This is a genomic window from Mycobacterium xenopi, assembly GCF_009936235.1.
GTDB classification, from domain to species: domain Bacteria; phylum Actinomycetota; class Actinomycetes; order Mycobacteriales; family Mycobacteriaceae; genus Mycobacterium; species Mycobacterium xenopi.
The window spans coordinates 4,743,329-4,769,157 of the sequence record NZ_AP022314.1 but is presented as its reverse complement, the minus strand read 5'-3'; the positions used below and the strand labels follow the sequence as shown (position 1 = coordinate 4,769,157).

The following is a 25,829-nucleotide window of genomic DNA, read 5'->3' as shown; positions in this document are numbered from 1 at the left end:
CTAGTTGATCGACACTGAAACGAGTGGAAATGCCATCCGACATCACCACGCCCAATGGGCTCTCCCGCCGCGAAGAGCTGCTGGCCGTCGCTACCAAGCTGTTCGCCGCGCGCGGATACCACGGCACCCGGATGGACGACGTCGCCGATGTGGTCGGCTTGAACAAGGCGACGGTGTATCACTACTACGCCAGCAAGTCACTGATCCTGTTCGACATCTACCGCCGTGCCGCCGAGGGGACGCTGGCCGCCGTACACGACGATCCGTCCCTGACCGCCCGAGAGGCGCTCTACCAGTACACAGTGCGGCTGCTCACCGGGATCGCGAGCAATCCCGAACAGGCCGCGGTCTACTTTCAGGAACAGCCCTACATCACCGAGTGGTTCACCGAAGATCAGGTCGCCGAGATCCGCGAAAAGGAAGCCCAGGTCTATCACCACGTCCACGGCCTCATCGACCGCGGTATCGCCAGCGGTGAGTTCTTCGATTGTGACTCGCATGTGCTGGCGCTGGGCTACATCGGGATGACGCTTGGTGCCTACCGCTGGCTGCGGCCCAGCGGACGGCGCACGGCCAAGGAGATCGCCGCCGAATTCAGCACCGCGCTGCTGCGGGGCTTGATCCGTGACGAGAAGATCCGCGCGGAGTGGTCGCTGGGCGATGACGTCACAGCGCGAACCGATACAGCTGGTCGCAGTTCTTGATCCCCGGGGTCGCACACTAGCTGGTAAGGCGGGCGGGGTTTCAATGGAATATTCGCCGGGTCGATGTGCGCCACCGTCTCGACCAGTTCCAGCCGCGGGATCCACTGCATGAGTTCTCGGCTGTCCGGAGTGCCCTATTTAGCCATGCCGGACGTGAAGACCCTGGAAAGCTTTGGTCTCCAAGGTGACCCAGGTCGGCAAGGAGTTCACCCGTGACGGGGTGGAGGCAGTTATGGCGCGCTGGCCTTCAAATGCGCGTCGAGGAAGGCCAGTTGGTCCGTAACGACGCGGTCGAAGGCTTTCCCGACGTAGATGTCGAAGTGGCCGTCGGGGTAGACCTTGATCTCGCCCCGAGGTGCCTTGGCGGCGTGGCGCAGGGTGGCACTGGCGGGTGCGACGGAGTCGGGTTCGCACACGCAGAACAAGATCGGGCAGGTGACCTTCCTGGCGGCGCGCCCCGGCCGGTAGGCGAGTACTTTGACGCCGAAGCGGGCGGCGACCTCGTTGCGGACTTGCACACCGTCGGGCACCAGCCGCATGAAGCCTGGGTATGCGTCGGGCGCGGTCATCATCGCGACCTCGCCCGGGTGGCCGACCACCGGCACCATCACCGGTGGCCTGCCGAGCCGGGCGCCGGCAAGATCGCGCACCGCGAGCGCGGTAACGCGCGCGATGGTCAACGGGTTGACCACCCGCGCTGAGGCGATGCCGTCGGTGAAGGGACACTGCGCGACGACGGCGGCGATGCCCGGCAGCTGCGCCGCCGTCGCGATCACGTGCCCGCTGCTAAAAGACGTGCCCCACAAGCCAATTCGACGGCTGTCGATGTCGGGCAAGGTGCGGGCGTAGGCCACGGCCGCGGCCCAGTCCTGCAGTTGCATGCCGATGTCGAGCAGCTGTCGGGGCTCGCCTTCACTGTCACCGAAGTTGCGGTAGTCGAACACCAGACAGGCATACCCGGCGGCGCTGAACCGCTCGGCGTAGGCGTCCAGCCGCATCGTGCGCACACCGCCCAGCCCGTGGGCCATGACCAGCATTGGCGCGTCGCCGGGTGCTTCCGGCCGGTACAGCCAGGCGCTGACGCGCTCATGGCCGGAGGTGAACTGGACGTCTTCACGCTGCGCCATGATTCGCATCATTGCGCACCGTGTGATACTTCGACGCCATGACCGCAAGCGTGCTGCAACAGCTGGCGGAGGTGGTGGGTCGACAGCATGTCAGCGCCGATCCCGACGTGCTTGCCGCCCGCAGCGTCGACCACACCGGCCGCTACCGCGGCCACGCCAGTGTGCTGGTGCGCCCAGGGTCCACCGGCGAGGTGGCCGAGGTGCTGCGGGTGTGCCGCGGTGCTGCGGCTCATGTCACAGTCCAGGGTGGACGCACCTCGCTGGTGGCCGGCACCGTTCCCGAGCACGACGACGTGCTGCTGTCCACAGAGCGGCTAAACACCGTCGGCGAGGTCGACGCTGTCGAGCGCCGCCTGCACGTCGGGGCGGGGGCGACGCTGGCCGCCGTGCAGCAGGCGGCCAGCGCCGCGGGTTGGTATTCGGTGTCGACCTGGCCGCCCGCGACACCGCCACCGTCGGCGGCATGGCCTCGACCAATGCCGGCGGCCTGCGGACGGTGCGCTACGGCAACATGGGCGAGCAGGTGCTTGGGTTGGACGTTGCGCTGCCCGACGGCTCGGTGCTGCGCCGGCACAGCCGGGTGCGCGCCGACAACACCGGCTACAACCTGCGGCGCTGTTCGTCGGCGCCGAGGGCACCCTCGGCGTCATCGCCGCACTCGACCTGCGGTTGCACCCCACCCCGTCGCACCGGGTGACCGCCCTGTGCGGGTTCGCCGACCTGGGTGCGCTGGTCGAAGCCGCCCGAACGTTTCGCGATCTCGACGGCATCGCGGCCCTGGAACTGATCGACGGCCGGGCCGGTCTCCTGATGGCCGAACACCTAGGCGTGACGGCGCCCGTGCGGGCCGACTGGCTGTTGTTGGTGGAGCTGGCCAGTGATCACGACCAGACCCAGCGGCTCGCCGACGCGCTCGACGGCCTGCAGACGTGCGGAGAGCCGGCGGTGGGTGTGGACACGGCCGCGCAGCAGCGGCTTTGGCGGGTGCGGGAATCGGTGTCCGAGGTGCTCGGTGTGTACGGGCCGCCGCTAAAGTTCGACGTCTCGCTGCCGCTGGCGGTGATCAGCGAGTTCGCCCGCCTGGCGGGCCAGCTCGTGCACCGGCACGCCCCTGACGCGCTGCCGGTGTTGTTCGGCCACATCGGCGAGGGCAACCTGCATCTCAACGTCCTGCGCTGCGCGCTGCAGCAGGAACACGCCCTGTACGCGGCGATGATGGGGCTGATCGCCGACTGCGGCGGCAACGTCAGCTCCGAGCACGGCGTCGGTAGCCGCAAGCGCGCGTATGTCGGCATGTCACGCGAACCGGCCGATATCGCGGCGATGCGCACGGTCAAGCATGCTTTCGACCCGACCGGCTACCTCAACGCCGCGGTGCTGTTCGACTAGTCCGCCGCCTTGATGCCCACCGCGTGCCGCAGCTGCGCCAAGAATTGGTCGGCGTCGTCGCTTCTCACCATGTAGTGCGAGATCGCGATCCGGATCGCGGCCGCGGCCTTCACCGCGCCGCCGGGTCCGGGAAGCAGGCGTTGCAGTCCTTCCCGCATCTCCGGGATGACACGGGAGAACTGCGCTATGACGTGCTCGGGCTCGATGTCGACCATGCGGACGCCCGAGTAGGAGTGCTGATAGTCGACGATGAACCGCAGTGCGGCGTCGAGTTTCTCGGCACCCTTGAGGCCGGCTGTGGCCTTGGCTAAACCGCTTTCGAACGTTTGCCGTTCGTAGCGTGAAAACGCGTCCAGCAACTCTTCTTTGGAGGCAAACCAGCGATACAACGTGGGGCGTGAGACGTGCGCTTGAGCGGCAACGTCTGAAAGGCTGAGCTTGCGTTTGCCGTTGCGGCTGATTACCTCGGCAGTGGCCGCCAGGATCCGCTGCCGGGTCGACGTGTCGGCCTCAGTCGGTGACGGGTGGTTCACATTCGAAACTTTACAAACTGTAGGTGAAGTGTCACGCTGTTTGGGTGCCACTTTGTTGGTCCTTGGCGGGGGCCGTTTCGCCCGCAGATGACGTATCCGACCACCAAATCCTAGCCGCTCGCCGTGGCTGAAGGGGGCCAGCCTGCGCGCGCCGTCATGGTGACCGCGGCATGGTCACCAGTCGGCCGGGCAGCCGCCGCGCGATTGGCCCAGCGCGGCGACCTGGTGCTGATGGGCGCACGCCGTCCCGACCACTGTGAGCGGCTGGCAAGTCGCCTTCGGGGCCAGGGGGCCACGGCGTTCGCCGGTTATCTCGACCTCGCTGACACGGTGTCCATCGATCGGTTCGTCGAGTCCGCTCGCTATCTCATCGGTGAGGTCGACGTGCTGATCACCGATGCCGGCCTGTGCGCTGCCGAGGCGCACGTGGTTGGCGCGCAGCACCTTGCCGCGCAACTGATTCCGCCGATGATCCGGCATGGACACGGCGACGTCGTTTTGGTCAGCCCGGACCTCGTCGCCGGGACGAAGCCACCGAGGACGGCGGTGTCGGCGGCAAGCCGGCAAGCACTCGACGTCTGGGTCTCGGGCTTGGATGCCGAATTCGTCGGCACCGGCGTGCGGGCTTCGCTCGTCCGGTCGGCGTGGCCGGGCAGCAGGGTGGCGCCTGACGATGTGGCATGTGTCATCGCTGCGATGCTGGCCTCGGACGAACGCATGCACCTGCGGCTTGTCGAGGTCATCTCGCATCGGCCCGCGGCGGCGCCCGCCAAGGGGCGAGAAGTTCGCTAACCGTCGCCGGCCTGGCCCGTGAATATGACCTGTGAATATGGCGTAAACTGCGAAACTTGTTCCGCGAGTTGCTATCTCGTCCACCCGGGGACGAATTTGGTGATCCGGATTTCTCGTCAGCCAGACCGCCGCCGCACCAGCACCGACTGCTGAATGGCGCCCACGGCGGCGCTTTCGTCAAACAGGGTGCCGACGGTGGTTCCGATTCCGTCCGGACCGTAGCTGGTTTCGGCGCGGATACCGATCCACTCCCCTTCGGGGATTCGGTGCACATGGACGACGAGGTCATTGTTGAGGAAAGTCCATCTGGTGATGTCGAGTTTCGAGCCGATGCCGTTGGCGCAGTCGGCGACAGCGAAGAGCCGCTGCAGCGGCGTCATCGTCTCGCCCTTGACGAGGTCCACGGTCGGCCTGATCCACGATGCCCCCGGCCCGTCGTTGAGGGGCGGGGTGAGCCACCGCCAGTCCAGGCTGTGCACGTAGTTGCGGTCGAAATCCTTTTCCAGATTGCGGCTGCGGCCCTGGGTGAGCGGGCCAATCGGCGGCGCAGGCGCCCGCATCACATCGGCGGTGTCGAGCTGCTGCAGCCGCCAGCCGCTGCCGCGAGCGACGGGCCGAGGCCGACCATCCGGTCCCGGTCCCAGCATCTCGGCGGTGACCAACTCGATTTGTTTGCCGGGGCGTTCGATGCGCGAGCGCACCCAGAAGTCACCGTCGGCGGGCACCGGTCCCAGCAGGTCGACGGCAACCCTGCTCAGCCGCGTGTCGTCACGGCGAGCGCAGTGCTCGAGTGCCCGCACCAACAGCGCCGACACCGGCGCGGCGTGCTGAATCGCCGCCGACCAGGTGCTTCGCACTAGATCAGTGGCAGTGAACTGCTCACCCAGCGGGTCGGCAGCACCGGTCAGCTCGTAGTACGCGTCGGTCATGCTCGGCCTTGCGGCGTCACGGCAGGCCGGCGCCAGGGATATCGACGGTGACGGTGTCGACCCGGGAGAGCCGGGTTCCTTTGAGCCGCTTGGGGTAAGCGTCGGTGCTCGACAACAGAAACAGGGTGCGCCGCGCCGGCCCGCCAAGCGTGCAGGCGATGGCGGCGCGCTCACCGATGTCGATGCGCTCGGTCACGGCACCGCCTTGGGTGATCCGCTCGAACTGGTGTGCCTGCGTCATCGCCGCCCACACACCGCCCTCGACGTCCAGCGCGATGCCGTCGGGTGGGCCGTCCAACCCGTCGGCGAAAACCCGGCGGTCGGTGAGGGCACCATCGTCGGTGATGCGGAAAGCGGTCAGCCGTCGCCCCATCGACTCCGCGACGATCAGGCTTCCAGCGTCCGGCGTGATCACCATTCCGTTGGGGAAAGCGAGGTCGTCGGCGACGACGGTCACCGAGTTGTCCGGATCGAGGCGCACGATCACGCCCCCTTCGAGGGCCGGCGATGCGATGAAGGCACGCCCCACTTGGTCGACGACCATGTCCCCGAGAGCCGCGGGCACCGTCGCGGCAAGGTCAGCGATGGTGGTCACCGTGTCACCGTCGTAGCGCAGCACGACCCGGTCTTCGGTTGAGGCGATCAGCAGTGAGCCGTCCGGGCGGAATCCCAACCCCGACGGGCTGTGGCCCGGCAGCGGCAATGTCGTCATCGAGCCGCCCAGCGTGACGGTGTGCACCGCCTCGCCGAGCATGTCGGAAAACCACAATAGTCCTTCGAACCACCGCGGCCCCTCGCCGAAACAGAAGCCGTCGGCTAACGGTGTCAACTGGTAGCGCGTGGTCACGATGCCCACCCTGGTTGCCTCCTACTGCGACGACGCCAAACCAAGGCTTTACAGACTAGCTCACGAGTGTCAAGCCGTTTTAGGCGGTAACGTGCCTGGCGTGTACTTCTCGATCACTCACCCGATGCACAGCCACCCGTATCACCCGGAATTGGCCTGTGGGGAGGGGATATCTGCGGTTGCTGCGGCGGCCGAAGCCGCCGGGTTCCACGGGTTCGGCTTCACCGACCACCCCGCCCCGACGCAGCGCTGGCTCGACGCCGGTGGCCACGACGCGCTGGACCCGTTCGTGGCGATGGGTTTCGCCGCCGCCCGCACCACCTCGTTGCGGCTGATTCCGAACATCGTGGTGTTGCCGTACCGAAACCCGTTCTTGGTGGCCAAATCCGGCGCGACGCTGGACTTGCTGTCCGGTGGCAGGTTCACGCTGGCGGCCGGGGTGGGCTACCTCAAACGCGAGTTCGCCGCCCTGGGCGTCGACTACGACGAACGGGCCGAGCTGTTCGACGAGGCGCTCGAAGTGATCCGCGCGGTGTGGACCACCGACGACCTGTGCTTCGACGGCCGGCATTTCACCGCCCGCGGGATCACCGCGCACCCGCGGCCGGTGAGTCGGCCGCATCCACCGATCTGGATCGGCGGCAACACCGGGGCCGCCCGTCAGCGGGTGGTCAAGCACGGCGACGGCTGGTGTCCGTTCCCCGCCCCGGCGGCGCTGGCCCAGACCGCCCGCACGGCGGCCATCGATTCGATCGAGCGGCTTGCCGCCGGCATCGACGATCTGCGCCGCCGCTTGGACGCAGCCGACCGGGATTGGTCGGCAATCGACGTGGTGTTCAGCAACTTCGACGGCGGCAGCCCGGCAAGCGACGACTTCAACGCCGACGCCTATCTGACCGGCCTGGATAAGCTGGCCGCGTTGGGTGTGACCTGGGTGCAGGTCGGCTTGCCCGGCGACAGCCTGGCCCACGTGCTGGACACCATCGACCGGTTCCGGGCCCTGGTGATCGACGCGTACCGGCCCTAAGCCTTTACAACTTTCCCCGACAATGTCACTCTCCCTGTGTGACCACGGAATCTGAGCAGACACACTGGTCGGTTACCGGCCTCCTGGACTTGTTCGACGTACAGGCCGCGCAGGGCGACCGATTCACCGGCGACACGGGTATCGCCGGCGCGGACGAGCGGCAGGTGGTGGAAGGCACCCAGGTGCTGGCTCAGGCGATTGTCGCGGTGGCCAAACGATTCCCGGGCAAGTCGGTTCGCTCGGCCCACGCGGTGTTCGCCCGCGCCGTCATGGTCGGCCCGCCGGTGGAACTCGACATCGACGTCGTGCACGAGGGCCGCTCCACCGCCACGGCCGTCGTCTCGGTGCAGCAGAACAGCCGGCGCTGCATCACGGTGACGGCGCTGGCCGACGTGCCCTCGCCCGACGTCATCCGCCACCATCTACCGCGACCGGACGTGGCCCCGCCGGCTGCGGCGAACCCGTCGCCGATGCCGATGACCGGCCGCGAGGTGCGGCTGGTCGACGTGGTCGACGTCAACAGTCCCGACGAGGTCGGGCCGCCGGAGTTGTATGCGTGGGTGCACTACGACCCGATCCCCGCACGTGACGACCTGGCCAAGGCGCTGGTCGCGTATTTCACTGGGCACCTGGGTATTTCGACCACGATGCGCGCCCACGAGGGCATCGGCACCAGCCAGGCGCACCTGACCGTGTCGACGGCGCCGATGACGATCTCGGTCAGCTTCCACGAGCCGGTGTCGTGGACCGGCTGGTTGCTCTACACCCATGAGAGCACCCAAGTGGGGGCCGGCATGTCGTATGTCCGGGGCACGGTGCACACCGAGGAAGGCCAACTGCTCGCGTCGTTTGCTCAGGAAGCGCTGATCCGGCCGCTGCGGCAGACCGACACCGCGATCAAAGCCCAAGCGCGGCTGTAGCGTTCGCAGCGCACGGACGGTTGGCGGCACAAAGTCGATCGCGAACGGAGGCGACTCGGAGCGCTCGCCGAGCTATGACGGCAGCTCCGCGGCGACGTCGGCCCGTGCCGGGTCGAAACTGAAGTAACCCTTGATCGGTAGGCTCTCCGGAGGCGGATCCGGGTAGCTCCAAGCCACGTCTTCGACCACGCCGTCACCGATGACGGCCGTCCAGTACGTCGCGAAACCTTTGTAGTTGCAGTAGCTCGACGTGTCGCTCTGCCGCAGTACCTCGGTGCGCACCAACGCAGGATCGGCATAAAGGCGAGGCTCCAGCGCCGTCTCGAAGACGATGACGGTGTCGTCGGTGTCGACCAACGTGGTGCCCAATACTTGGACCCGCAGGCGTCGCCGCGTGGGTCGGCAATCGACGCGGTGATAGGGGTTCGGCGGGTAGTGGACGAGCTTGCGGCCCTCCTCGAGCCAGGTGTCGACCGCATCCCAGGGCACGCGGACCAAGCCGGGTGCTTGCGGCTCGGGCTCACCAGGCAAGCCGGCAACCTCGTCGGCGGGGAACGCGTAGCTGAGTGGGCGATTTCGGCGATGCACCAGCACTGCGCGCTCGGTGTCGATCACTTTCTGCCCGTCGCGGAAAGCTTGAATTCGCCGGGGATGTGGTTCGACGTAGACCACGTCCTTGGGCAGCGGTGACGAGAACCATCCGGCGGGATCATCGCTCAGCGGCCCGCGCCCGGCGACCAGGCTCATAGTTCCTCCACGCCTGAAGCTTACAAAGCATGGCGGCTCTGTAAACAACCCCGAGCCGGGGGTTCGTGGCAGGGTATGGCCATGGCTGGACCACTGGAAGGCGTCAAAATCGTTGAGCTCGGAGTGTGGGTGGCCGGCCCGGCCGCCAGCGGCATCCTGGCCGACTGGGGTGCGGACGTCATCAAGATCGAGCCGCCCGCGGGCGACCCGGGGCGCGAGTTCGGCCGCATGCTGGGGCTGGACTTGGACGCCAACCCACCGTTCGAGATGGACAATCGCTCCAAGCGCAGCATCGTTCTCGACCTCAACACCGACGAGGGACGCAAATTCGCATTCGAATTGCTCAGCGACGCTGATGTTTTCGTGACAAATGTGCGCCTCGGTGCGTTGCGGCGCCTCGGATTGGACTTCGAGTCGGTGGCCGCGGCCTTCCCCCGTGTGGTCTACGGGTTGATCACCGGCTACGGCGAAACCGGGCCCGACGCCGAGCGCGCCGCCTACGACATCGCCGCGTTCTGGTCGCGCGCCGGGGTAGCTCATCTGCTCACCCGCCCGGGTGATACGCCGCCGTTTCAGCGCGGTGGCATGGGCGATCACATGGCCGGCATGACGCTGGCGGCGGCGATCTGCGCCGCATTGCTCGCCCGCGGCCGAACTGGGACTGGGCAGCTGGTCACCACGTCGCTGTATCGGCAGGGCGCCTACATGGTGAGCTTCGACATCAATACCTACTTGATGACCGGTCAACCGATCGCCATCGGGCAGCGCGAATCGATGGCCAACCCGTGCATGAACAACTACGCCGCCGGAGACGGGCGGCGGTTCTGGATTGTCGGGCTGCAGGGCGACCGCCATTGGCCCGCTCTTTGCCGCGTCGTGGGGCGCACGGACTGGCTGACCGATCCCCGCTTCGCCGACGGCCGAGCGCGCGCCGCCAACGCCGTCGAGCTCATCGCCCAGTTGGATGAGATCTTCGCGACCAAACCGCTTGACGAGTGGGCGGAGACCTTCGCTAGCGAACCGGAGTTCTTCTGGTCGCCGATCAATTCGATCGAAGACATGGTCGTCGATCCGCAGTTCCATGCCGCCGGCGGCCTCGTCGACGTACCGGACCCGCGCGGAGCGGTCCCGATGGTCGCCACCCCGGCCGACTTCCACGGCACCCCGTGGGCACCACGATCCACCGCGCCACAGCTCGGTGAGCACACTGAACAAGTTCTCGCCGAGCTCAAAGCGCGCCGCCGTCGCGCATGACACAGGCTTTACAGATTCAAGTAAAACTGTCACGCTATGTGGGCCGGGCCACGTCTCGGCGTCGTTTGACGACAATGCTGAAGGGATGCGATGACGACCTCCACTGTGGCGCTAAACCCGCATTCTGCGAGGCGCTTCAGCGATCCCCAGGCTGCAGCGCTCAAATACCGGCTCGACGTTGTCGCGAACTCGGTCGTCGATGTGGTGCGCTCGGCCGGCGGATGGCTGTACGACCGCGTGGCAGCCGGCTGGGAGGTGACTGTGCTCTTGCCGCAGCACGGCGATACGCGGCCGTTGCAGATTCTGGGCGTGCACGCCCTCGAGCTGAAGTCCCGGTTCGCGCCGACGAGCACGGCATGGGTCAGCCAAGGATTGGCGGTCAGTGCCGGTGTGTTCGCGACCAATTCACGTGTCCAAGAGTTGGTGTTCGAAGCCTTGGATCGCCATTTCACGGAAGTCACACTCTGGGACGACGGTTGGCCATTGACCGTGGGTCGCCGGACGACCACCGTTCAGCATGTGCTGAGCGGGGCGGCACGGGCGTTCAAGGCCCATGCGCTTACCGCCGCGGGAATCCCCGGCCAGCCGGTGGACCCCACGGAGACGCTGCTCAGCGACATGAAGGGGAGTTTGCCAGTCGCTTCCGAGCTGGTACCGCTCGAGTGATCCAGGACGCCACCCTAGAAGGTAATCAGTTGCCGAATGGCGGCACCATCGGCCAGCTGGTCCATCGCCTCGTTGATCTTGTCGAGACTGATTCTCGAGGACACCAGTGACTCCACCGGCAACCGGCCCGATCGCCACAGCTGCACGAACCGGGGGATGTCGCGGCCGGGCACCGCGGAACCGAGATAGCTGCCGATCAGTGCGCGGCCTTCTGCGACAAATCCTAACGGCGACAAGCTAATCCGCGTCTCCGGTGGCGGCAGCCCCACCGTGATCGTCCGCCCGCCCGCAGCGGTCAGCTCGATCGCGGTCTGCAACGCGGCGGCGTGGCCGACGGCCTCAATCACTACGGCGGCCTTGACACCGGCCTCGCTGGCCTGCTGCGGCGTGTAGGCCTCGTGCGCGCCGAAGGCCCGAACGGTTGCCAACTTCTCCGGCAGCTGATCGACCCCGACCACGCGAATATCGTTGTGCGCCAACGCGGTTAGCACGGCAGCCATACCTACGCCACCGAGCCCGACGACCGCCACGGTGTCGCCAGGTTTCGGTCTGCCGACATTGAGCACGGCACCGCCACCGGTCAGCACGGCACACCCCAGCAGAGCGGCAACGGTTGGCGGAACGTCGAAGTCGACCGGCACCACGCTGGCCCGGTTGACCACAGCCTGGGTCGCAAAGCCAGATACGCCGAGATGGTGGTACACCGGGCGACCTTCGCGGCTCAGCCGCATCGCGCCGCCGAGCAAGGTCCCGGCCGCGTTGGCGGCGCTGCCCGGTTCGCACGGGGTAAGGCCTTCGGTGGCGCAAGCCGGGCAGCGCCCGCAGCGCGGCAAGAACGCCATGACCACCCGCTGCCCCACCGCCACATCGCCAACCCCGTCGCCGACCTGTTCGACGACCCCGGCGGCCTCGTGACCGAGCAGCATGGGCACAGGTCGCACCCGAGTGCCGTCGACCACCGACAAGTCGGAGTGACACACCCCCGCGGCTTCGATGCGGACCCGTAACTCGCCCGCGGCTGGCGGCGCCAAATCCAACTCGGCCACATCGATGGGCTTCGATCGTGCGTAGGGGCGCGGCAGCCCGATCCGCTCCAGCACGGCGCCCCGAATTCGAAACATGTTGGAATACAACCATGACGTCGGTCCCGCCTACACCGGACAACCTCACCAGCCGCGACTTTCCGGTGCACTGGCCGGTGCTCACCCGATGGGCCGACAACGACATGTTCGGCCACCTCAACAACGCCGTCTACTACCAGCTGTTCGACACCGCGATCAACGGCTGGATCAACACGAACATCGAAGTGGATCCGGTCACCATGCCGGCACAGGGCATCGTCGCCGAGTCCGGCTGTCGCTACTTTTCCGAGCTGCACTTCCCGGAGCGGCTCGTCGTCGGGCTGGCGGTAACTCGGCTCGGGCGCACCAGTGTCACCTACCGGCTCGGCCTGTTTCGCGCTGCCGAGGAACTCACCGCCGACGAGCCGCAGACAGTCGCGGCGCTGGGGCACTGGGTGCACGTCTACGTCGATCGGGCCACCCGCAAACCGGTACCGATCCCCGACGCGATTCGAGCGCTGTTGTCGACGGCCTGTGTCAGTTAGTCGCCCAGTGCATCCACGTATGCTCAGCCAATGCCGTTCGTGAGCAAGACAGTCGAAGTTGCCGCCGACGCCGGCTCAATCATGGCCATCGTCGCCGACTTTGAGTCCTACCCACAGTGGAACGAGGAGATCAAAGGCCTCTGGGTGCTGGCCCGCTACGACGACGGGCGGCCCAGCCAGCTGCGCTTGGACATGGCTTGGCAGGGCATCGAAGGCACCTACATCCAGGCCGTCTACTACCCGGGCCCCACGCAGATTCAGACCGTCATGCAACAAGGCGACCATTTCACCAAGCACGAGCAGTTGTTCAGCGTGGTGGAGATGGGTCCGAAGTCGCTGCTGACCGTCGACATGGACGTCGAGACCGAGATGTCGGTGCCCAAGCCGATGGTGAAGAAAATGGTCAACGACGTGCTGGACTACCTGGCGGAAAACCTCAAACGCCGCGCCGAGCAGCTGGCCGCCAGTTCTTGACTACCTCCAGATTCCGGTGCGTTCGAGCTTCTGGATCAGTCGCTCTGCGCCGTCGGTGAACTGCCAGGTGGTGTGCTCGAGCACAGCGGCCTTGTCGCGACTACGCAGCGCGCTGATCAGCTGCCGGTGATTGGCTACCGCGGCAGCACCCCAGTCGGGGTCGGCGGCGTAGACCAATGCCGGCATGTAGCGCGCGGCATGCAGCAGAAAAAACGCCAGCTTGATCCGGCCGCTCGCTTGGTTGAAAACGCGGTGAAAGGCGAACTCCGCTGACGCGATCGCCTCGGTATCACCGGAGCCGACGGCTGCGGCCAGCTCCTCGTTGAGGTGTTCGAGTTCGTCGATTTCGGCGTCGGTGATCAGATCGGTGGCCGTGGCGGCGAGCTCCGTGGCGATCGTTGCTTGCAGCCAGAAAATGTCGTGGATGTCTTGACGGGTCAACGGCAACACGACGTGGCCACGGTGCGGTTCAAGCTGGACCATGCCCTCGCCGCGGAGCTTGAGCAGCGCTTCGCGCACCGGCGTGACGCTGACACCGAGCTGGGCGGCCGTTTCGTCGAGCCGGATGAACGTCCCCGGACGCAGCGTTCCGGACATGATCGCGGCACGTAGATGTCCCGCGACCTCGTCAGACAATTGCGCCCGGCGCACTGGTCGCCAGCTGCGCGGCTGGCGAACACGAGATGCGGCAACAGATGCGGAAAGTGGTGCGTTCACCTGCGTTTCCAGCGCTTGTCTTCGCGACGGTCAGGCCATAATGTGACCCACACAACACCATGTTTGATCAAATATCAACTTGCCGCCAGGGCGCGAACGACGACGAAGGGACACCACTACTTGACCGCGCTGATGACCGGCCAGACCGCCGCCTCCACTGAGCAGCCTTACCTTTCCCGCCGCCAGAACTGGGTCAACCAACTCGAGCGCCATGCGCTGATGCAGCCGGATGCGCCGGCGCTGAGATTCTTGGGCAAGACGCTGACGTGGATGGAGCTGCGGGGCCGAGTCGCGGCACTGGCCGGTGCCCTGAGCCGACGCGGGGTCGGGTTCGGCGACCGGGTGATGATCCTGATGCTCAACCGCACCGAGTTCATCGAGGCAGTCCTGGCCGCCAACATGATCGGTGCGATCGCGGTGCCGGTGAACTTTCGGCTCACGCCCGCCGAGCTTGCCTTCCTGGTGGCCGACTGTGAGCCGCGCGTCATGATCACGGAGCCCGTGCTGGCGACGGTGGCCAGCGCTGTCCGCGACAAGGAGCCCAGGCTGGGCATGATCGTCGTCGCCGGTGGTGCCACCGAAGACGGCCTGCTGGGCTACGAAGACCTGGTGAACGAGATGACCGGCGATCCACACCAACCCGTCGACATCCCCAACGACGCGCCGGCGTTGATCATGTACACCTCGGGAACGACCGGCCGGCCCAAGGGCGCGGTGCTGACCCACACCAACCTGACCGGGCAGACGATGACCGCGCTCTACACCCACGGCGTCGACCTCAACAACGACGTCGGTTTCATCGGCGTGCCGCTGTTCCACATCGCCGGGCTCGGCAACATGCTGACGCCGATGTTGCTCGGGATCCCCACGGTGATCCATCCCCTCGGGGCGTTCGACCCCGGACAGCTGCTCGATGTGCTGGCGGCGGAAAAAGTCACCGGCATCTTCCTGGTGCCCGCACAGTGGCAGGCGGTGTGCGCCGAACAGCAGGCCAATCCGCGTGAGCTTCGGTTGCGGGTGATCTCCTGGGGAGCGGCACCGGCGTCGGACACGTTGTTGCGGCAGATGTCAGAAACCTTCCCCGGCGCCCAAATCCTCGCGGCATTCGGTCAGACCGAAATGTCGCCGGTCACCTGCATGCTGCTCGGTGAGGACGCCATCAGAAAACGTGGATCGGTCGGCAGGGTCATCCCGACGGTCGCCGCCCGGGTAGTTGACGACGACATGAACGACGTCCCGGTCGGTGAGGTCGGCGAAATCGTTTATCGCGCACCAACATTGATGAGCGGCTACTGGAACAATCCGGAAGCGACCGCGGAAGCGTTCGCGGGTGGCTGGTTTCATTCCGGTGACCTGGTGCGAATGGACGACGAGGGCTACGTCTGGGTCGTCGACCGTAAGAAGGACATGATCATCTCCGGCGGAGAAAACATCTACTGCGCAGAGGTGGAAAACGTCCTGGCCAGTCATCCCGCCATCGTCGAAGTTGCCGTTATCGGCCGAGCTGACGAGAGGTGGGGCGAAGTTCCCGTCGCGGTCGCAGCCGTCAATCGAGACGACCTGCGGCTCGAAGACATTGACGAATTCCTCGACGGTCGGCTGGCGCGCTACAAGCACCCGAAGGGTCTGGAAATCGTGGATGCACTGCCGCGTAACCCGGCCGGAAAGGTGCTCAAGACCGAATTGCGCAGACGGTACGGCGCCGCGACGAAGCCCGACCCGGACGCCGAAAAGAGCTGTCCTACAGCCAGAACAGGAAATTGACGATGATGGCAATTTCACTATGGCGGCGACGGAGGGTCAATTGTGCGGATTGCGGTGTACGCGCCGCGGGCCATCGGGTACAGTCCTGTGGTCTCTCTTACTACCTGTGAGTAGGGAGGCGGCGGTCACACACCGAGGGTCGGGGCAAGGAGGAGGCGTGCGACATCAACCGCCGCTACACCTGGGAGCTCGCGGTTTGATGGTGAGGGGGCAGCAGTGACGACGACGCAGCCGCGGCTCACCGACTATGTCCGCGATCAACTGGGTCCGCCGATCACCCTCGTCGGTGGCTTTTTCCGGATGTGTGTGCTGACCGGCAAGGCGTTATTTCGCGTCCCGTTCCAGTGGCGCGAGTTCATCCTGCAGTGCTGGTTCATCATGCGGGTCGGCATCTTGCCGACGATCGCGGTGTCGATCCCGCTCACCGTGCTCCTCATCTTCACGCTCAACGTTCTATTGGCTCAGGCCGGGGCCGCCGACATCTCCGGGGCCGGTGCGGCGATCGGTGCGGTCACCCAACTGGGTCCGCTCACCACGGTGTTGGTGGTGGCCGGTGCGGGTTCGACCGCGATCTGCGCTGACTTGGGCGCGCGGACCATCCGCGAAGAGATCGACGCGATGGAGGTGCTCGGCATCGACCCGATCCACCGACTGGTGGTGCCTCGCGTGCTGGCGGCCACCGTGGTCGCCACCCTGCTCAACGGCCTGGTGGTCATGGTGGGTCTGGTCGGCGGCTACATCTTTGGTGTCTACTTGCAGAACGTGTCGGGTGGCGCCTACCTCACCTCGCTGACTTTGATCACCGGCTTGCCAGAGGTGGTCATCGCGACCGTCAAGGCCGCCGTGTTCGGACTGATCGCCGGGCTGGTCGGCTGCTACCGGGGCCTGACCGTGCGGGGTGGCTCCAAGGGACTGGGCACCGCGGTCAACGAGACCGTGGTGCTGTGTGTGGTCGCACTGTATGCGGTCAACGTCATCCTGACCACCATCGGTGTCCGTTTCGGAACGGGGCGCTGACATGTCGACGATCCAGGTGCTGCGCGCGCGCTTCCCGCGAGCAACTGCCAACCTCAGCCGCTACGGCGGTGCCGCGGGTCGCGAACTGAGCCGGGTCGGACAGATGGCCTGGTTTGCGGTGGAAGGCGCGACGGGGTTTGCCTGGGCGCTGCGGCATTACCGCCGGGAGGTGCTGCGGCTGATCGCCGAGATCGGGATGGGCACCGGCGCGATGGCGGTCGTCGGCGGAACGGTCGCGATTGTTGCCTTCGTGACCCTGTCCGGTAGTTCGCTGGTCGCCATCCAAGGCTATGCGTCGCTCGGTTACATCGGTTTCGACGTGTTCACGGGTTTTTTCGCCGCGTTGATCAACGTGCGCATCGCCGCGCCGGTGGTGACCGGCGTAGCGCTGGCGGCCACTGTCGGCGCCGGCGCGACGGCCGAGTTGGGCGCGATGCGGATCAGTGAGGAGATTGACGCGCTGGAGGTGATGGGCATCAAGTCGATCGCGTATCTGGTGTCCACCCGCGCGTTGGCTGGCCTGGTCGTGATCATTCCCCTGTATGCGGCGGCGATGCTGATGTCGTTCATCTCCCCGCAGCTCGTCACCACCGTGTTGTACGGCCAACCCTCGGGCACTTACGACCACTATTTCCGGTCATTCCTGCGTCCCGAGGACGTCCTGTGGTCGTTCGTGGAGGCAGTCATCATCGCCGGGCTGGTCATGCTCACCCACTGCTACTACGGCTACACGGCCAGCGGCGGCCCGGTCGGCGTGGGTGAGGCAGTCGGGCGGTCGATGCGGTTCTCGCTGGTCTCTGTCCAGGTCGTTGCCCTCTTTGCTGCGTTGGCGCTCTACGGCGTCAACCCGAACTTCAACCTGACGATGTAGCTGCCATGACGACACCGCGAGGCAAAATCAACCCGATGCGTACCCCGCCGTACAAGACGGCGGGGGTGGTGGCATTGGCACTCGGCGTGTTGATCACTGCACTGGTGTACTGGCAGTTTCGGGGCAATTTCACCCCAAAGACACCACTGACAATGCTGTCGGCGCGCGCCGGTCTGGTGATGGATCCCGGGGCGCCGGTCACTTATAACGGTGTCCAGATCGGGCGGGTGGGCAGCATTTCCGAAGTCAAGCATGACGGCAAGCCGGCAGCGAAGTTTATCCTCGACGTTAATCCCAAGTACATCAAGCTGATTCCGGCCAACGTGGACGCGAATATCAAAGCGACCACGGTGTTCGGCAATAAATATGTGGCACTGACGTCACCGAAAAACCCCAGCCCGCAACGGATCACGCCACATGATGTCATCGACGCGACGTCGGTGACGACGGAGATCAACACGTTGTTCCAGACGATTACGTCGATCGCCGAGAAAGTGGATCCGGTCAAGGTCAACCTGACACTGAGCGGAGCCGCGGAAGCGCTGAACGGGTTGGGCGAGAAGTTCGGCCAGTCCTTGGTCAAGGCGAACGCCGTCCTCGACGACGTGAACCCGCAGCAGCCGCAGGTCCGCCACGACATACAACAATTGGCCGCCCTCGGTGACGTGTACGCCAACGCGGCGCCGGATCTGTTCGACTTCCTTAACAATGCGGTGATCACGGCGCGCACGCTGCACCGTCAGGAAAAGGATCTGGATGCGGCGTTGCTGGCTGCGACCGGATTCGGCAACACCACGGAAGACGTCTTCCGCAGGGGCGGGCCGTACCTGGAGCGGGGAGCAGCCGACCTGGTTCCCACCGCCAAGCTGCTCGACACCTACAGCCCGGAGCTGTACTGCACCATCCGCAACTACCACGATGTGGAACACAAGGTCTATTTAGGGACCGGCGGCCGTGGCGGTTACGCACTGCGAACGGAAACGGAAGCGCTGTCCGGGTTGGGATTCGTCCTGACTCCCGCGGGATTGACCGCCACCGTGCTAACCCAGGGATTAGCGGGGCTGGCCGGGCTGGTTGGTGGCGCGCCGAATCCCTATATCTACCCGGAGAATCTGCCGCGCGTGAATGCTCACGGCGGACCGGGTGGTGCACCGGGCTGCTGGCAGACCATTACCCGTGATTTCTGGCCAGCACCCATGTTGGTGATGGACACCGGCAACAGCGTTGCACCGTATAACCACATCGACACGGGCTCGCCATATGCCATCGAGTACGTCTGGGGCCGTCAAGTAGGAGACAACACGATCAACCCATGAAAATCACCGGTACCGCTGTCAGGCTCGGCATCATCGCGGTGGTGCTGCTGCTGTTCACCGCGCTGATCGTCGTGGTGTTCGGTCAGATGCGCTTCGACCGGACCTATAGCTATTCCGCGGAGTTCAGCAATGCCAGCGGGCTGCGCAACGGCCAATTCGTCCGGGCCTCCGGAGTGGAGGTCGGCAAGGTCAAAAACGTCCAGCTGATCAACGGTGGCCGGCGGGTACGGGTGGACTTCACGGTCGAGCGGGACTTGCCGCTGTACCAGTCAACGACAGCACAGATCCGCTATCAGGATCTGATCGGCAACCGCTATGTCGAGCTCAAGCGCGGTCAGGGCGAAGGGTCCGACCGGGTTCTGCCGCCGGGCGGATTTATCCCGCTGTCGCGCACCTCCCCAGCCCTGGATCTCGACGCGCTGATCGGTGGGTTCAGACCGCTGTTTCGGGCGCTCGATCCGGACAAGGTCAACACCATCGCATCGACCATCATCACCGTATTCCAGGGTCAAGGCGGGACCATCAACGACATCCTTGACCAGACAGCACAGTTGACTTCCCACATCGCCGAGCGTGACCAGGCGATTGGCGAGGTGATCAAGAACCTCAACACCGTGCTGGACACCACCGCTAGGCATCGCAGGGAATTCGATCAGACCGTTGACAACTTCGAGAAACTTGTCACCGGTCTAAAGAACCACGCCGATCCACTGGCCGCCGGCACCGCCAACATCAGCAACGCGGCCGGAACGGTCGCCGACCTGTTGGCCGACAACCGCGCGCTGCTGCACAAGGGACTGAATTATCTGCAGGCCGTCCAGCAGCCGATCATTGATCAACGTGATCAGTACGACGATCTGTTCCATCGGGCCCCGCCCGCGTTGAACACGATCGGGCGCGTGATCGGCACCTACGGAGACTGGGTGAACTTTTACGCTTGCGACATCACGATCAAGTGGAACGGGCTTCAGCCGGGCGGTCCGGTGCGCACGGTCCGGATTTGGCAGCAGCCGACGGGCAGGTGTACGCCCCAATGAGAACGCTCGAACCTCCCAACCGGCTTCGCATCGGGCTCATGGGCCTGGTGGTGGTGCTGATGATCGTGGCCTTTGGCCAGACCATGACCAGCGTCCCCATGCTGTTCGCCCAGCCGAGCTACTACGGGCAGTTCGCCGACACCGGCCAACTGAACAAAGGCGACAAAGTACGCATCGCTGGCGTCAACGTCGGTGTTGTGCAAGGACTCAAGATCGACGGCGATCACGTCGTGATCAAGTTCTCCACCGGAAGCAACACCATCGGCACCGAAAGCCGGCTGGCAATCAAGACCGACACCATCCTCGGTAAGAAGGTCCTCGAAATCGAGCCGCGCGGCACCCAGGCGCTGCGTCCGAACGGGGTGCTGCCGCTGGGCCAAAGCACCACCCCGTACCAGATTTATGACGCCTTCTTCGACGTGACACGGGCGGCAGCCGGCTGGGACATTGACACCGTCAAGCGCTCGCTGAACGTGTTGTCGCAGACCATCGATGAGACCTACCCCCACCTAAGCCCCCTGCTGGACGGCGTGGCGAAACTGTCCGACACCGTCGGCAAACGTGATGAAGAGGTCAAACACCTACTCGCGCAGGCGAATAAGGTGGCCAGCGTGCTGGGCGACCGCAGCCAACAGGTCGATCGGCTGCTGGTCAACGCAAAGGCCCTGCTGGTTGCCTTCAACGAACGCAGTCGGGCCATCAGCGCGCTGCTGGGCAACGTTTCGTATTTCTCTCTTCAGGTGAAGGGGCTCATCAACGACAACCCCAATCTGAACCACGTCCTGGAGCAGCTGCGTATCGTGAGCGATTTGCTGGTGGCCCGCAAGGACGACCTAGCTCAAATCCTCGTAACGCTCGGTAAAGCCGCCGCGGCCGTGAACGAGGCCGTCGCTTCCGGACCGTACTTCAAGGTGATCCTGGCCAACCTGCTGCCGTACTGGATCTTGCAGCCGTGGGTTGACGCCGCGTTCAAGAAACGCGGCATCGACCCCGAGGAGTTCTGGCGCAATGCCGGACTACCCGCGTTCCGCTTCCCTGATCCCAACGGCACCCGCTTGCCGAACGGAGCGCCGCCGCCGGCACCGCCAGTGTTGGAGGGCACCCCGGATCACCCCGGGCCGGCCGTTCCACCTGGATCGCCCTGCTCCTACACGCCGACTCCTGATCTCTTGCCGCGGCCGTGGAACCCGCTGCCGTGTGCGGGCATTAACCAAAACCTAGGCCCGTTCGGCCCGCTGGGTGGTCCGGACTTGGCCCCGCCCGACGTCATGGCGTCGCCACCCAACCCGAACGGGCTACCACCAACACCTGGTATCCCGATCGCCGGACGACCCGGCGAGGTGCCGCCCGACGTCCCGGGCACACCTGTGCCGTTGCCGCCGAACGCGCCGCCAGGGGCGCGTTCGGAACCGCCCAACGCACCCGTTTCAGGCCCTGCTCCGGCCAATCCCGCGGCGGCACCGCCGGCGCCGCCGTTGGCTCCCGGACCGCCGGCGCCGCCCGGACCGGGCCAGCAGTTGCCCGCACCCTTCATCCCGCCCGGCGTACTGGGAAGTCAGCCAGGTGGTGGCGGAGGAAGCTTGGGAGGTAGCCAGAGTTGAGCACCGTCTTCGATATCCGCAACTTGCGACTTCCCAGACTGTCGCGGGCGTCGGTGATCGTCGGGTCGCTAGTGGTGGTGTTGGCTCTGGTCGTCTTCTTTGTGGGCCGCGAGCTCTACCAGAAGTTGACCAACAACACGGTGGTGGCCTACTTCACGGAGACCAACGGACTCTACTCCGGGGACAAGGTCCAGATCATGGGTGTGCGGGTGGGTTCGATCGACAAGATCGAGCCCGCCGGCGACAAGATGAAAGTGACGTTCCACTACAGCAACAAATACAAGGTGCCCGCGAACGCACAGGCGGTGATCCTTAACCCGACCCTGGTGGCGGCGCGGAATATCCAGTTGACTCCGCCTTACCGAGGCGGCCCGGTACTGGCCGATGGCGCGGTGATCCCGATCGAGCGGACACAGGTGCCAACCGAGTGGGACCAGCTGCGCAACAGCGTCACCAACATCATTTCCAAACTCGGCCCCACCAAAGAACAGCCGAAAGGGCCTTTCGGCGATGTTATCGAGTCATTCGCTGACGGGCTGGCCGGCAAGGGCAAGCAAATCAACACCACGTTCGACGCTCTGTCGCGTGCGCTGACGGCGCTGAACGAGGGTCGTGGTGACTTTTTCGCGGTCCTGCGCAGCCTGGCGCTTTTTGTCAATGCCCTGCATCAGGATGACCAGCAGTTCGTCGCGCTGAACAAGAACCTGGCTCAGTTCACCGATAGCTTGGTCGGCTCCGATCGCGACCTGGCGAACGCGATCCAACAGTTAGACAGCATGCTTGCCACCTTGCGGCCATTCCTGGAGAAGAACCGCGAGGTGCTGGCACACGATATTGACAATCTCGCGACCGCGACCACGACCCTGTTGCAGCCCGATCCGTTGAATGGATTGGAGACCGGACTGCACGTTCTACCGACCGCGGCAGCCAACATCAACCAGATTTACCACCCGTCGCACGGCGCCGTCGTCGCCATCTCAGCGATCCAAAACTTCGCTAATCCGATGCAGTTCATCTGCAGCGCGATTCAGGCCGGCAGCCGAGCCGGGTACCAGGAGTCCGCCGAGCTCTGTGCGCAGTATCTGGCACCGATTCTCGATGCGATCAAGTTCAACTATTTGCCATTCGGGTTGAACCTTTTCAGCACTGCCGAGACCCTTCCCAAAGAAGTCGCCTACTCCGAGCCGCGGTTGCAGCCGCCCAACGGGTACAAGGACACTACCGTGCCCGGGATCTGGGTGCCGGACACGCCGTTGTCGCACCGCAACACCCAACACGGCTGGGTTGTCGCGCCCGGCATGCAAGGCGTTCAAGTCGGACCGATCACCGCAGGTCTGATGACTCCGGAGTCGCTGGCTGAACTGATGGGTGGGCCCGACATCGCGCCGCCGCAATCGGGGCTGCAGACACCGCCCGGGCCCCCGAATGCGTATGACGAGTATCCGGTGTTGCCACCGATCGGGGTGCAGGCTCCCCAGGTGCCGATCCCCCCGCCGCCGCCGGCACCGGGCGTGGTCCCGGGTCCCGTCCCGCCAACGCCGGCGCCGGGGCCGGGACCCGCCGGACCACCGTTGCCGGCTGAGGCGGCCGCCGCACCGACAGGAGGCGGGCAGTGAGTCGCGCGACGAGCGCCGTGGGCGCGAAAGGCAAGCCCTACCGCGAGCTGCGGAGCGGGGTGCGCGTCATCTCCGGTTGGGCCCGACGCGGGGTGTGGCAAGGGTTGGCTCTGCTCCTTGCAGCCGTGATGCTGAGCTCGTGTGGCTGGCGGGGAATTGCGAATGTGGCGATCCCCGGCGGCCCGGGCACGGGACCCGGCTCCTACACCATCTACGTGCAGATGCCAGAAACCTTGGCGCTCAACAACAACAGCCGCGTTCTCGTTGCGGATGTCTTCGTTGGCTCGGTGCGAGCAATCAAGTTGAAGAACTGGGTGGCCACCCTGACGTTGAGTTTGGACAAGGGCATCAAGCTACCGAAGAATGCCACCGCCAAGATCGGGCAGACCAGTCTGCTGGGGTCCCAGCATGTGGAGCTGGCAGCTCCGCCACACCCCTCGCCTGAGCTGCTGAAGAATGGGGACACCATTCCTCTGAAGAACTCGTCGGCGTACCCCACGATTGAGCAAACTCTGGCTAGTCTGGCTCTGATCCTGCGTGGTGGCGGCATCCCCAATCTTGAAGTGCTGCAAAACGAGATCTACAACATCGTCCGTGGGCGAGCCGATCAGCTTCGTGCTCTGCTAGGAAAACTGGATACCTTCACCCGGCAGGTCAACGAGCAGCGCTACGACATCACCCATGCCATCGATTCCACCAACCGGTTGCTGGCCTATGTGGGTCCCCGCTCGGATGTGGTCGATCGGGTCCTCACCGAATTCCCGCCGCTGATCAAGCATTTCAACGAAAAACAGCAGCTGCTCGTCGACGCGACGGATGCGTTGGGTAGGCTCAGCGAGCAAGCCGACCGATACTTATCTGGTGCGCGGCCCAATCTTCATCAGGATCTGGAGTCGTTGCAATGTCCGTTGCGGGAACTCGGTCGCGCCGCACCATACTTGTTCGGGGCGTTGAAGATTCTCGGTACCCAGCCCTTCCACATTGATAGCGTGCCGAAGTTGATGCGGGGCGACTACATGAATCTGTCGCTGGAGTTAGACCTGACCCTTTCCGCCGTCGACAACGCATTTTTGACCGGCACCGGGTTCTCCGGTGCGTTGCGCGCGCTCGAGCAGTCGTACGGCCGCGATCCCGAAACCATGATTCCGGACGTGCGGTATACGCCGAACCCGAATGATGCGCCCGGTGGGCCGCTGGTCGAAAGGGCGGACAGGCAATGCTGACGCGATTCCTCAGACGACAGCTGATCCTGTTCAGTGTTCTGACAGTGATCGCGATTGTCGTGCTGGGCTGGTATTACCTGCGCCTTCCGAGCGTGGCAGGTATCGGTCAGTACACGCTGAAGGCGGATCTGCCCTCATCCGGCGGTCTGTATCGGACCTCTAATGTCACTTATCGCGGTATCACGATCGGCAAGGTCACCGACGTGCAGCCGACGGAAACCGGTGCGCAGGCAACGATGAGCATCGACAACCGCTACAAGATCCCGATCGATGCGACAGCAAACGTGCATTCGGTGTCGGCCGTTGGTGAGCAGTATCTGGACCTGGTGTCGGTTGGTAACCCGGGCAAGTACTTTTCGCCCGGACAAACCATCACTAAAGGCACTGTGCCCGCTGAGATTGGGCCGGCATTAGACACCGCCAATCGAGGGCTGGCGGTGCTGCCGAAGGAGAAGATCAGTTCGTTGCTCGACGAAACAGCGCAAGCGGTCGGCGGACTCGGTCCAGCGCTGCAACGGCTAACTGACGCAACCCAGGCGATCACCAGCGACTTCAACACCAATATCCGTGACGTCAACGACATCATCCAACACTCCGGGCCGATCCTGGAAAGCCAGGTCAACTCCGGCAATGCCATCGAGCGCTGGGCGCGCAATTTGAACAACCTCGGCGCCCAGGCCGCGCAAAACGACCAGCACCTGCAGAGCATCCTGACTCAGGGAGCGCCAACCGCGGATCAGGTCAGCGCGGTATTCGGCGATGTCCGAGAGTCGTTGCCGCAGACGCTGGCGAACCTCGAGATCGTGCTCGAGATGCTCAAGCGTTATCATAACGGGCTCGAACAGTATTTGGTGTTCCTGCCACAAGGGGCTTCGGAGGCACAGGCAGTTGCAGCGCCCTACGAGCGCGATGGGCGCCTCGCGCTCGACTTGGCACTGTCGATCAATCAGCCGCCACCATGTCTGACCGGTTTTCTCCCAGCGTCGGAGTGGCGATCGCCGGCGGACACCAGCCCGCAGCCGTTGCCATCCGGGTTGTACTGCAAGGTTCCGAAGGAAACGCCCGCCAACGTGGTCCGCGGGTCGCGCAACATCCCGTGTGTCGACGTGCCCGGGAAGCGTGCGGCAACGCCGCGCGAGTGCCGCGACCCCAAGCCGTACGTGCCGCTGGGTACGAACCCGTGGTACGGCGACCCGAACCAGATTAAGAACTGTCCTGCACCCGGTGCTCGCTGCGACCAGCCGATCAACCCGGGCCAGGTCATACCCGCACCGTCGATCAACACCGGCCTCAACCCGGCACCCGCCGACCGCGTGGCAGGGACGCCGCCGCCGATCAGCGATCCGCTGCAGCGACCCGGATCGGGTACGGTGCAGTGCAACGGACAGCAGCCGAACCCCTGCGTCTACACTCCCAGCGGGCCTCCCACGGCGATCTACAGTCCGCAAAGCGGTGAGTTGGTTGGGCCCGATGGTGTCAAGTACGCCGTCGAAAACTCGAGCAAAACAGGAGACGACGGATGGAAGGAGATGCTGGCGCCAGCCGGCTGAACCCCGCCGATGCGGACGACTCGTCGTTTTCGGAGGTGAAGGCCGAGGATTCGAAGGAATCCGAGGTCGGAACCGACCAGACCACTACGGAGGTGAAGGCCG

General features: G+C 65.1%; 24 protein-coding genes and 1 pseudogene. 18 read left to right on the top strand and 7 right to left on the bottom strand.

Features of this window, described 5'->3' with window-relative positions:
- The first annotated feature begins 29 nt into the window (after window positions 1-29).
- Entirely contained in the window at window positions 30-704 is a 675-nt protein-coding gene (locus MYXE_RS22840) for a TetR family transcriptional regulator (protein ID WP_071700167.1), read from the top strand.
- 230 nt (window positions 705-934) lie between these two features.
- On the opposite strand, the gene MYXE_RS22835 is transcribed toward MYXE_RS22840, so the two are convergent.
- Entirely contained in the window at window positions 935-1,831 is an 897-nt protein-coding gene (locus MYXE_RS22835; RefSeq protein WP_085195438.1) for an alpha/beta hydrolase, read from the bottom strand.
- Between the two features lie 38 nt (window positions 1,832-1,869).
- Between MYXE_RS22835 and MYXE_RS22830 the strand changes: the two are divergent.
- A pseudogene (locus tag MYXE_RS22830) lies at window positions 1,870-3,220 on the top strand (FAD-binding oxidoreductase).
- Here the strand turns inward: MYXE_RS22830 and MYXE_RS22825 are convergent.
- Window positions 3,217-3,753, bottom strand: coding sequence for a TetR/AcrR family transcriptional regulator (locus MYXE_RS22825; RefSeq protein ID WP_004571624.1), 537 nt, complete (start codon window positions 3,751-3,753; stop codon window positions 3,217-3,219). The pseudogene MYXE_RS22830 and the gene MYXE_RS22825 overlap by 4 nt on opposite strands.
- Before the next feature lie 123 nt (window positions 3,754-3,876).
- Here MYXE_RS22825 and MYXE_RS22820 point away from each other — a divergent pair, with 123 nt between their 5' ends.
- Window positions 3,877-4,545, top strand: coding sequence for an SDR family NAD(P)-dependent oxidoreductase (locus MYXE_RS22820; protein WP_139821157.1), 669 nt, complete (start codon window positions 3,877-3,879; stop codon window positions 4,543-4,545).
- Between the two features lie 116 nt (window positions 4,546-4,661).
- Here MYXE_RS22820 and MYXE_RS22815 read toward each other — a convergent pair whose 3' ends face one another.
- The gene (locus tag MYXE_RS22815; RefSeq protein ID WP_004571626.1) at window positions 4,662-5,474 is read right to left on the bottom strand and encodes a thioesterase family protein; all 813 of its coding nucleotides are present in this window, start codon (window positions 5,472-5,474) and stop codon (window positions 4,662-4,664) included.
- Between the two features lie 16 nt (window positions 5,475-5,490).
- Complete coding sequence (locus MYXE_RS22810) at window positions 5,491-6,330, bottom strand: SMP-30/gluconolactonase/LRE family protein (protein ID WP_172442125.1); 840 nt, start codon at window positions 6,328-6,330, stop codon at window positions 5,491-5,493.
- A 91-nt stretch (window positions 6,331-6,421) separates the two neighbouring features.
- On the opposite strand from MYXE_RS22810, the gene MYXE_RS22805 reads away from it, so the two are divergent.
- Together MYXE_RS22805 and MYXE_RS22800 are read left to right on the top strand one after the other, a co-directional pair.
- Complete coding sequence (locus MYXE_RS22805; protein ID WP_085195406.1) at window positions 6,422-7,348, top strand: LLM class F420-dependent oxidoreductase; 927 nt, start codon at window positions 6,422-6,424, stop codon at window positions 7,346-7,348.
- A 38-nt stretch (window positions 7,349-7,386) separates the two neighbouring features.
- Window positions 7,387-8,268: an acyl-CoA thioesterase gene (locus MYXE_RS22800; RefSeq protein WP_004571629.1), complete on the top strand. Its 882-nt coding sequence runs from the start codon at window positions 7,387-7,389 to the stop codon at window positions 8,266-8,268.
- A 72-nt stretch (window positions 8,269-8,340) separates the two neighbouring features.
- Here MYXE_RS22800 and MYXE_RS22795 read toward each other — a convergent pair whose 3' ends face one another.
- The gene (locus tag MYXE_RS22795; RefSeq protein ID WP_085195404.1) at window positions 8,341-9,015 is read right to left on the bottom strand and encodes a DUF427 domain-containing protein; all 675 of its coding nucleotides are present in this window, start codon (window positions 9,013-9,015) and stop codon (window positions 8,341-8,343) included.
- 81 nt (window positions 9,016-9,096) lie between these two features.
- Between MYXE_RS22795 and MYXE_RS22790 the strand changes: the two genes are divergently transcribed.
- Together MYXE_RS22790 and MYXE_RS22785 are read left to right on the top strand one after the other, a co-directional pair.
- Window positions 9,097-10,269 (top strand): CaiB/BaiF CoA transferase family protein, encoded by a 1,173-nt coding sequence (locus MYXE_RS22790; protein ID WP_085195434.1) that lies wholly within the window; start codon window positions 9,097-9,099, stop codon window positions 10,267-10,269.
- A gap of 90 nt (window positions 10,270-10,359) precedes the next feature.
- Window positions 10,360-10,935, top strand: a complete 576-nt coding sequence (locus MYXE_RS22785) for a hypothetical protein (RefSeq protein ID WP_004571632.1) — start codon at window positions 10,360-10,362, stop codon at window positions 10,933-10,935.
- 14 nt (window positions 10,936-10,949) lie between these two features.
- Here MYXE_RS22785 and MYXE_RS22780 read toward each other — a convergent pair whose 3' ends face one another.
- Window positions 10,950-12,056 (bottom strand): alcohol dehydrogenase catalytic domain-containing protein, encoded by a 1,107-nt coding sequence (locus MYXE_RS22780; RefSeq protein ID WP_071700170.1) that lies wholly within the window; start codon window positions 12,054-12,056, stop codon window positions 10,950-10,952.
- A gap of 14 nt (window positions 12,057-12,070) precedes the next feature.
- Between MYXE_RS22780 and MYXE_RS22775 the strand changes: the two genes are divergently transcribed.
- Together MYXE_RS22775 and MYXE_RS22770 are read left to right on the top strand one after the other, a co-directional pair.
- Window positions 12,071-12,541 (top strand): acyl-CoA thioesterase, encoded by a 471-nt coding sequence (locus MYXE_RS22775; RefSeq protein WP_004571634.1) that lies wholly within the window; start codon window positions 12,071-12,073, stop codon window positions 12,539-12,541.
- Between the two features lie 30 nt (window positions 12,542-12,571).
- The gene (locus MYXE_RS22770; protein ID WP_004571635.1) at window positions 12,572-13,015 is read left to right on the top strand and encodes an SRPBCC family protein; all 444 of its coding nucleotides are present in this window, start codon (window positions 12,572-12,574) and stop codon (window positions 13,013-13,015) included.
- Here MYXE_RS22770 and MYXE_RS22765 read toward each other — a convergent pair whose 3' ends face one another.
- Window positions 13,016-13,732: a GntR family transcriptional regulator gene (locus MYXE_RS22765; protein WP_039890417.1), complete on the bottom strand. Its 717-nt coding sequence runs from the start codon at window positions 13,730-13,732 to the stop codon at window positions 13,016-13,018.
- Between the two features lie 132 nt (window positions 13,733-13,864).
- Here MYXE_RS22765 and fadD5 point away from each other — a divergent pair, with 132 nt between their 5' ends.
- The 9 genes from fadD5 (at window position 13,865) to MYXE_RS22720 (ending at window position 25,727) form a co-directional block, all read left to right on the top strand.
- Window positions 13,865-15,496 (top strand): fatty-acid--CoA ligase FadD5, encoded by a 1,632-nt coding sequence (gene fadD5 / locus MYXE_RS22760; protein ID WP_050947727.1) that lies wholly within the window; start codon window positions 13,865-13,867, stop codon window positions 15,494-15,496.
- 300 nt (window positions 15,497-15,796) lie between these two features.
- Entirely contained in the window at window positions 15,797-16,513 is a 717-nt protein-coding gene (locus MYXE_RS22755) for an MlaE family ABC transporter permease (RefSeq protein ID WP_415624503.1), read from the top strand.
- 1 nt (window position 16,514) lies between these two features.
- The gene (locus tag MYXE_RS22750; RefSeq protein WP_085195400.1) at window positions 16,515-17,384 is read left to right on the top strand and encodes an MlaE family ABC transporter permease; all 870 of its coding nucleotides are present in this window, start codon (window positions 16,515-16,517) and stop codon (window positions 17,382-17,384) included.
- A gap of 5 nt (window positions 17,385-17,389) precedes the next feature.
- Window positions 17,390-18,700 (top strand): MCE family protein, encoded by a 1,311-nt coding sequence (locus MYXE_RS22745; RefSeq protein ID WP_085195398.1) that lies wholly within the window; start codon window positions 17,390-17,392, stop codon window positions 18,698-18,700.
- Window positions 18,697-19,737: a virulence factor Mce family protein gene (locus MYXE_RS22740; protein WP_048890427.1), complete on the top strand. Its 1,041-nt coding sequence runs from the start codon at window positions 18,697-18,699 to the stop codon at window positions 19,735-19,737. Before MYXE_RS22745 ends, MYXE_RS22740 begins: the two co-directional genes overlap by 4 nt.
- Window positions 19,734-21,338 carry a virulence factor Mce family protein gene (locus tag MYXE_RS22735; RefSeq protein WP_048890428.1) on the top strand — a complete coding sequence of 535 codons (1,605 nt, stop codon included), beginning with the start codon at window positions 19,734-19,736 and terminating at the stop codon, window positions 21,336-21,338. Before MYXE_RS22740 ends, MYXE_RS22735 begins: the two co-directional genes overlap by 4 nt.
- On the top strand, window positions 21,335-22,954 hold the full coding sequence (locus tag MYXE_RS22730; RefSeq protein WP_004571643.1) for a virulence factor Mce family protein: 1,620 nt from the start codon (window positions 21,335-21,337) through the stop codon (window positions 22,952-22,954). The genes MYXE_RS22735 and MYXE_RS22730 overlap by 4 nt, the downstream gene beginning before the upstream one ends.
- 128 nt (window positions 22,955-23,082) lie before the next feature.
- Window positions 23,083-24,177, top strand: coding sequence for a virulence factor Mce family protein (locus MYXE_RS22725; RefSeq protein WP_232061889.1), 1,095 nt, complete (start codon window positions 23,083-23,085; stop codon window positions 24,175-24,177).
- Window positions 24,171-25,727, top strand: coding sequence for a virulence factor Mce family protein (locus MYXE_RS22720; protein WP_085195396.1), 1,557 nt, complete (start codon window positions 24,171-24,173; stop codon window positions 25,725-25,727). The genes MYXE_RS22725 and MYXE_RS22720 overlap by 7 nt, the downstream gene beginning before the upstream one ends.
- The last annotated feature ends 102 nt before the right edge of the window (window positions 25,728-25,829 follow it).

What these genes read in the sequence shown, in the direction of transcription:
- MYXE_RS22770 (WP_004571635.1), top strand. Translation starts at nt 12,572, where the DNA reads ATGCCGTTCGTGAGCAAGACAGTCGAAGTTGCCGCCGACGCCGGCTCA.
- MYXE_RS22725 (WP_232061889.1), top strand. Translation starts at nt 23,083, where the DNA reads ATGCTGAGCTCGTGTGGCTGGCGGGGAATTGCGAATGTGGCGATCCCC.
- MYXE_RS22780 (WP_071700170.1), bottom strand. Translation starts at nt 12,056, where the DNA reads ATGTTTCGAATTCGGGGCGCCGTGCTGGAGCGGATCGGGCTGCCGCGC.
- fadD5 (WP_050947727.1), top strand. Translation starts at nt 13,865, where the DNA reads ATGACCGGCCAGACCGCCGCCTCCACTGAGCAGCCTTACCTTTCCCGC.
- MYXE_RS22735 (WP_048890428.1), top strand. Translation starts at nt 19,734, where the DNA reads ATGAGAACGCTCGAACCTCCCAACCGGCTTCGCATCGGGCTCATGGGC.
- MYXE_RS22785 (WP_004571632.1), top strand. Translation starts at nt 10,360, where the DNA reads ATGACGACCTCCACTGTGGCGCTAAACCCGCATTCTGCGAGGCGCTTC.
- MYXE_RS22840 (WP_071700167.1), top strand. Translation starts at nt 30, where the DNA reads ATGCCATCCGACATCACCACGCCCAATGGGCTCTCCCGCCGCGAAGAG.
- MYXE_RS22745 (WP_085195398.1), top strand. Translation starts at nt 17,390, where the DNA reads ATGACGACACCGCGAGGCAAAATCAACCCGATGCGTACCCCGCCGTAC.
- MYXE_RS22795 (WP_085195404.1), bottom strand. Translation starts at nt 9,015, where the DNA reads ATGAGCCTGGTCGCCGGGCGCGGGCCGCTGAGCGATGATCCCGCCGGA.
- MYXE_RS22835 (WP_085195438.1), bottom strand. Translation starts at nt 1,831, where the DNA reads ATGGCGCAGCGTGAAGACGTCCAGTTCACCTCCGGCCATGAGCGCGTC.
- MYXE_RS22720 (WP_085195396.1), top strand. Translation starts at nt 24,171, where the DNA reads ATGCTGACGCGATTCCTCAGACGACAGCTGATCCTGTTCAGTGTTCTG.
- MYXE_RS22740 (WP_048890427.1), top strand. Translation starts at nt 18,697, where the DNA reads ATGAAAATCACCGGTACCGCTGTCAGGCTCGGCATCATCGCGGTGGTG.
- MYXE_RS22755 (WP_415624503.1), top strand. Translation starts at nt 15,797, where the DNA reads ATGTGTGTGCTGACCGGCAAGGCGTTATTTCGCGTCCCGTTCCAGTGG.
- MYXE_RS22790 (WP_085195434.1), top strand. Translation starts at nt 9,097, where the DNA reads ATGGCTGGACCACTGGAAGGCGTCAAAATCGTTGAGCTCGGAGTGTGG.
- MYXE_RS22750 (WP_085195400.1), top strand. Translation starts at nt 16,515, where the DNA reads ATGTCGACGATCCAGGTGCTGCGCGCGCGCTTCCCGCGAGCAACTGCC.
- MYXE_RS22775 (WP_004571634.1), top strand. Translation starts at nt 12,071, where the DNA reads ATGACGTCGGTCCCGCCTACACCGGACAACCTCACCAGCCGCGACTTT.
- MYXE_RS22815 (WP_004571626.1), bottom strand. Translation starts at nt 5,474, where the DNA reads ATGACCGACGCGTACTACGAGCTGACCGGTGCTGCCGACCCGCTGGGT.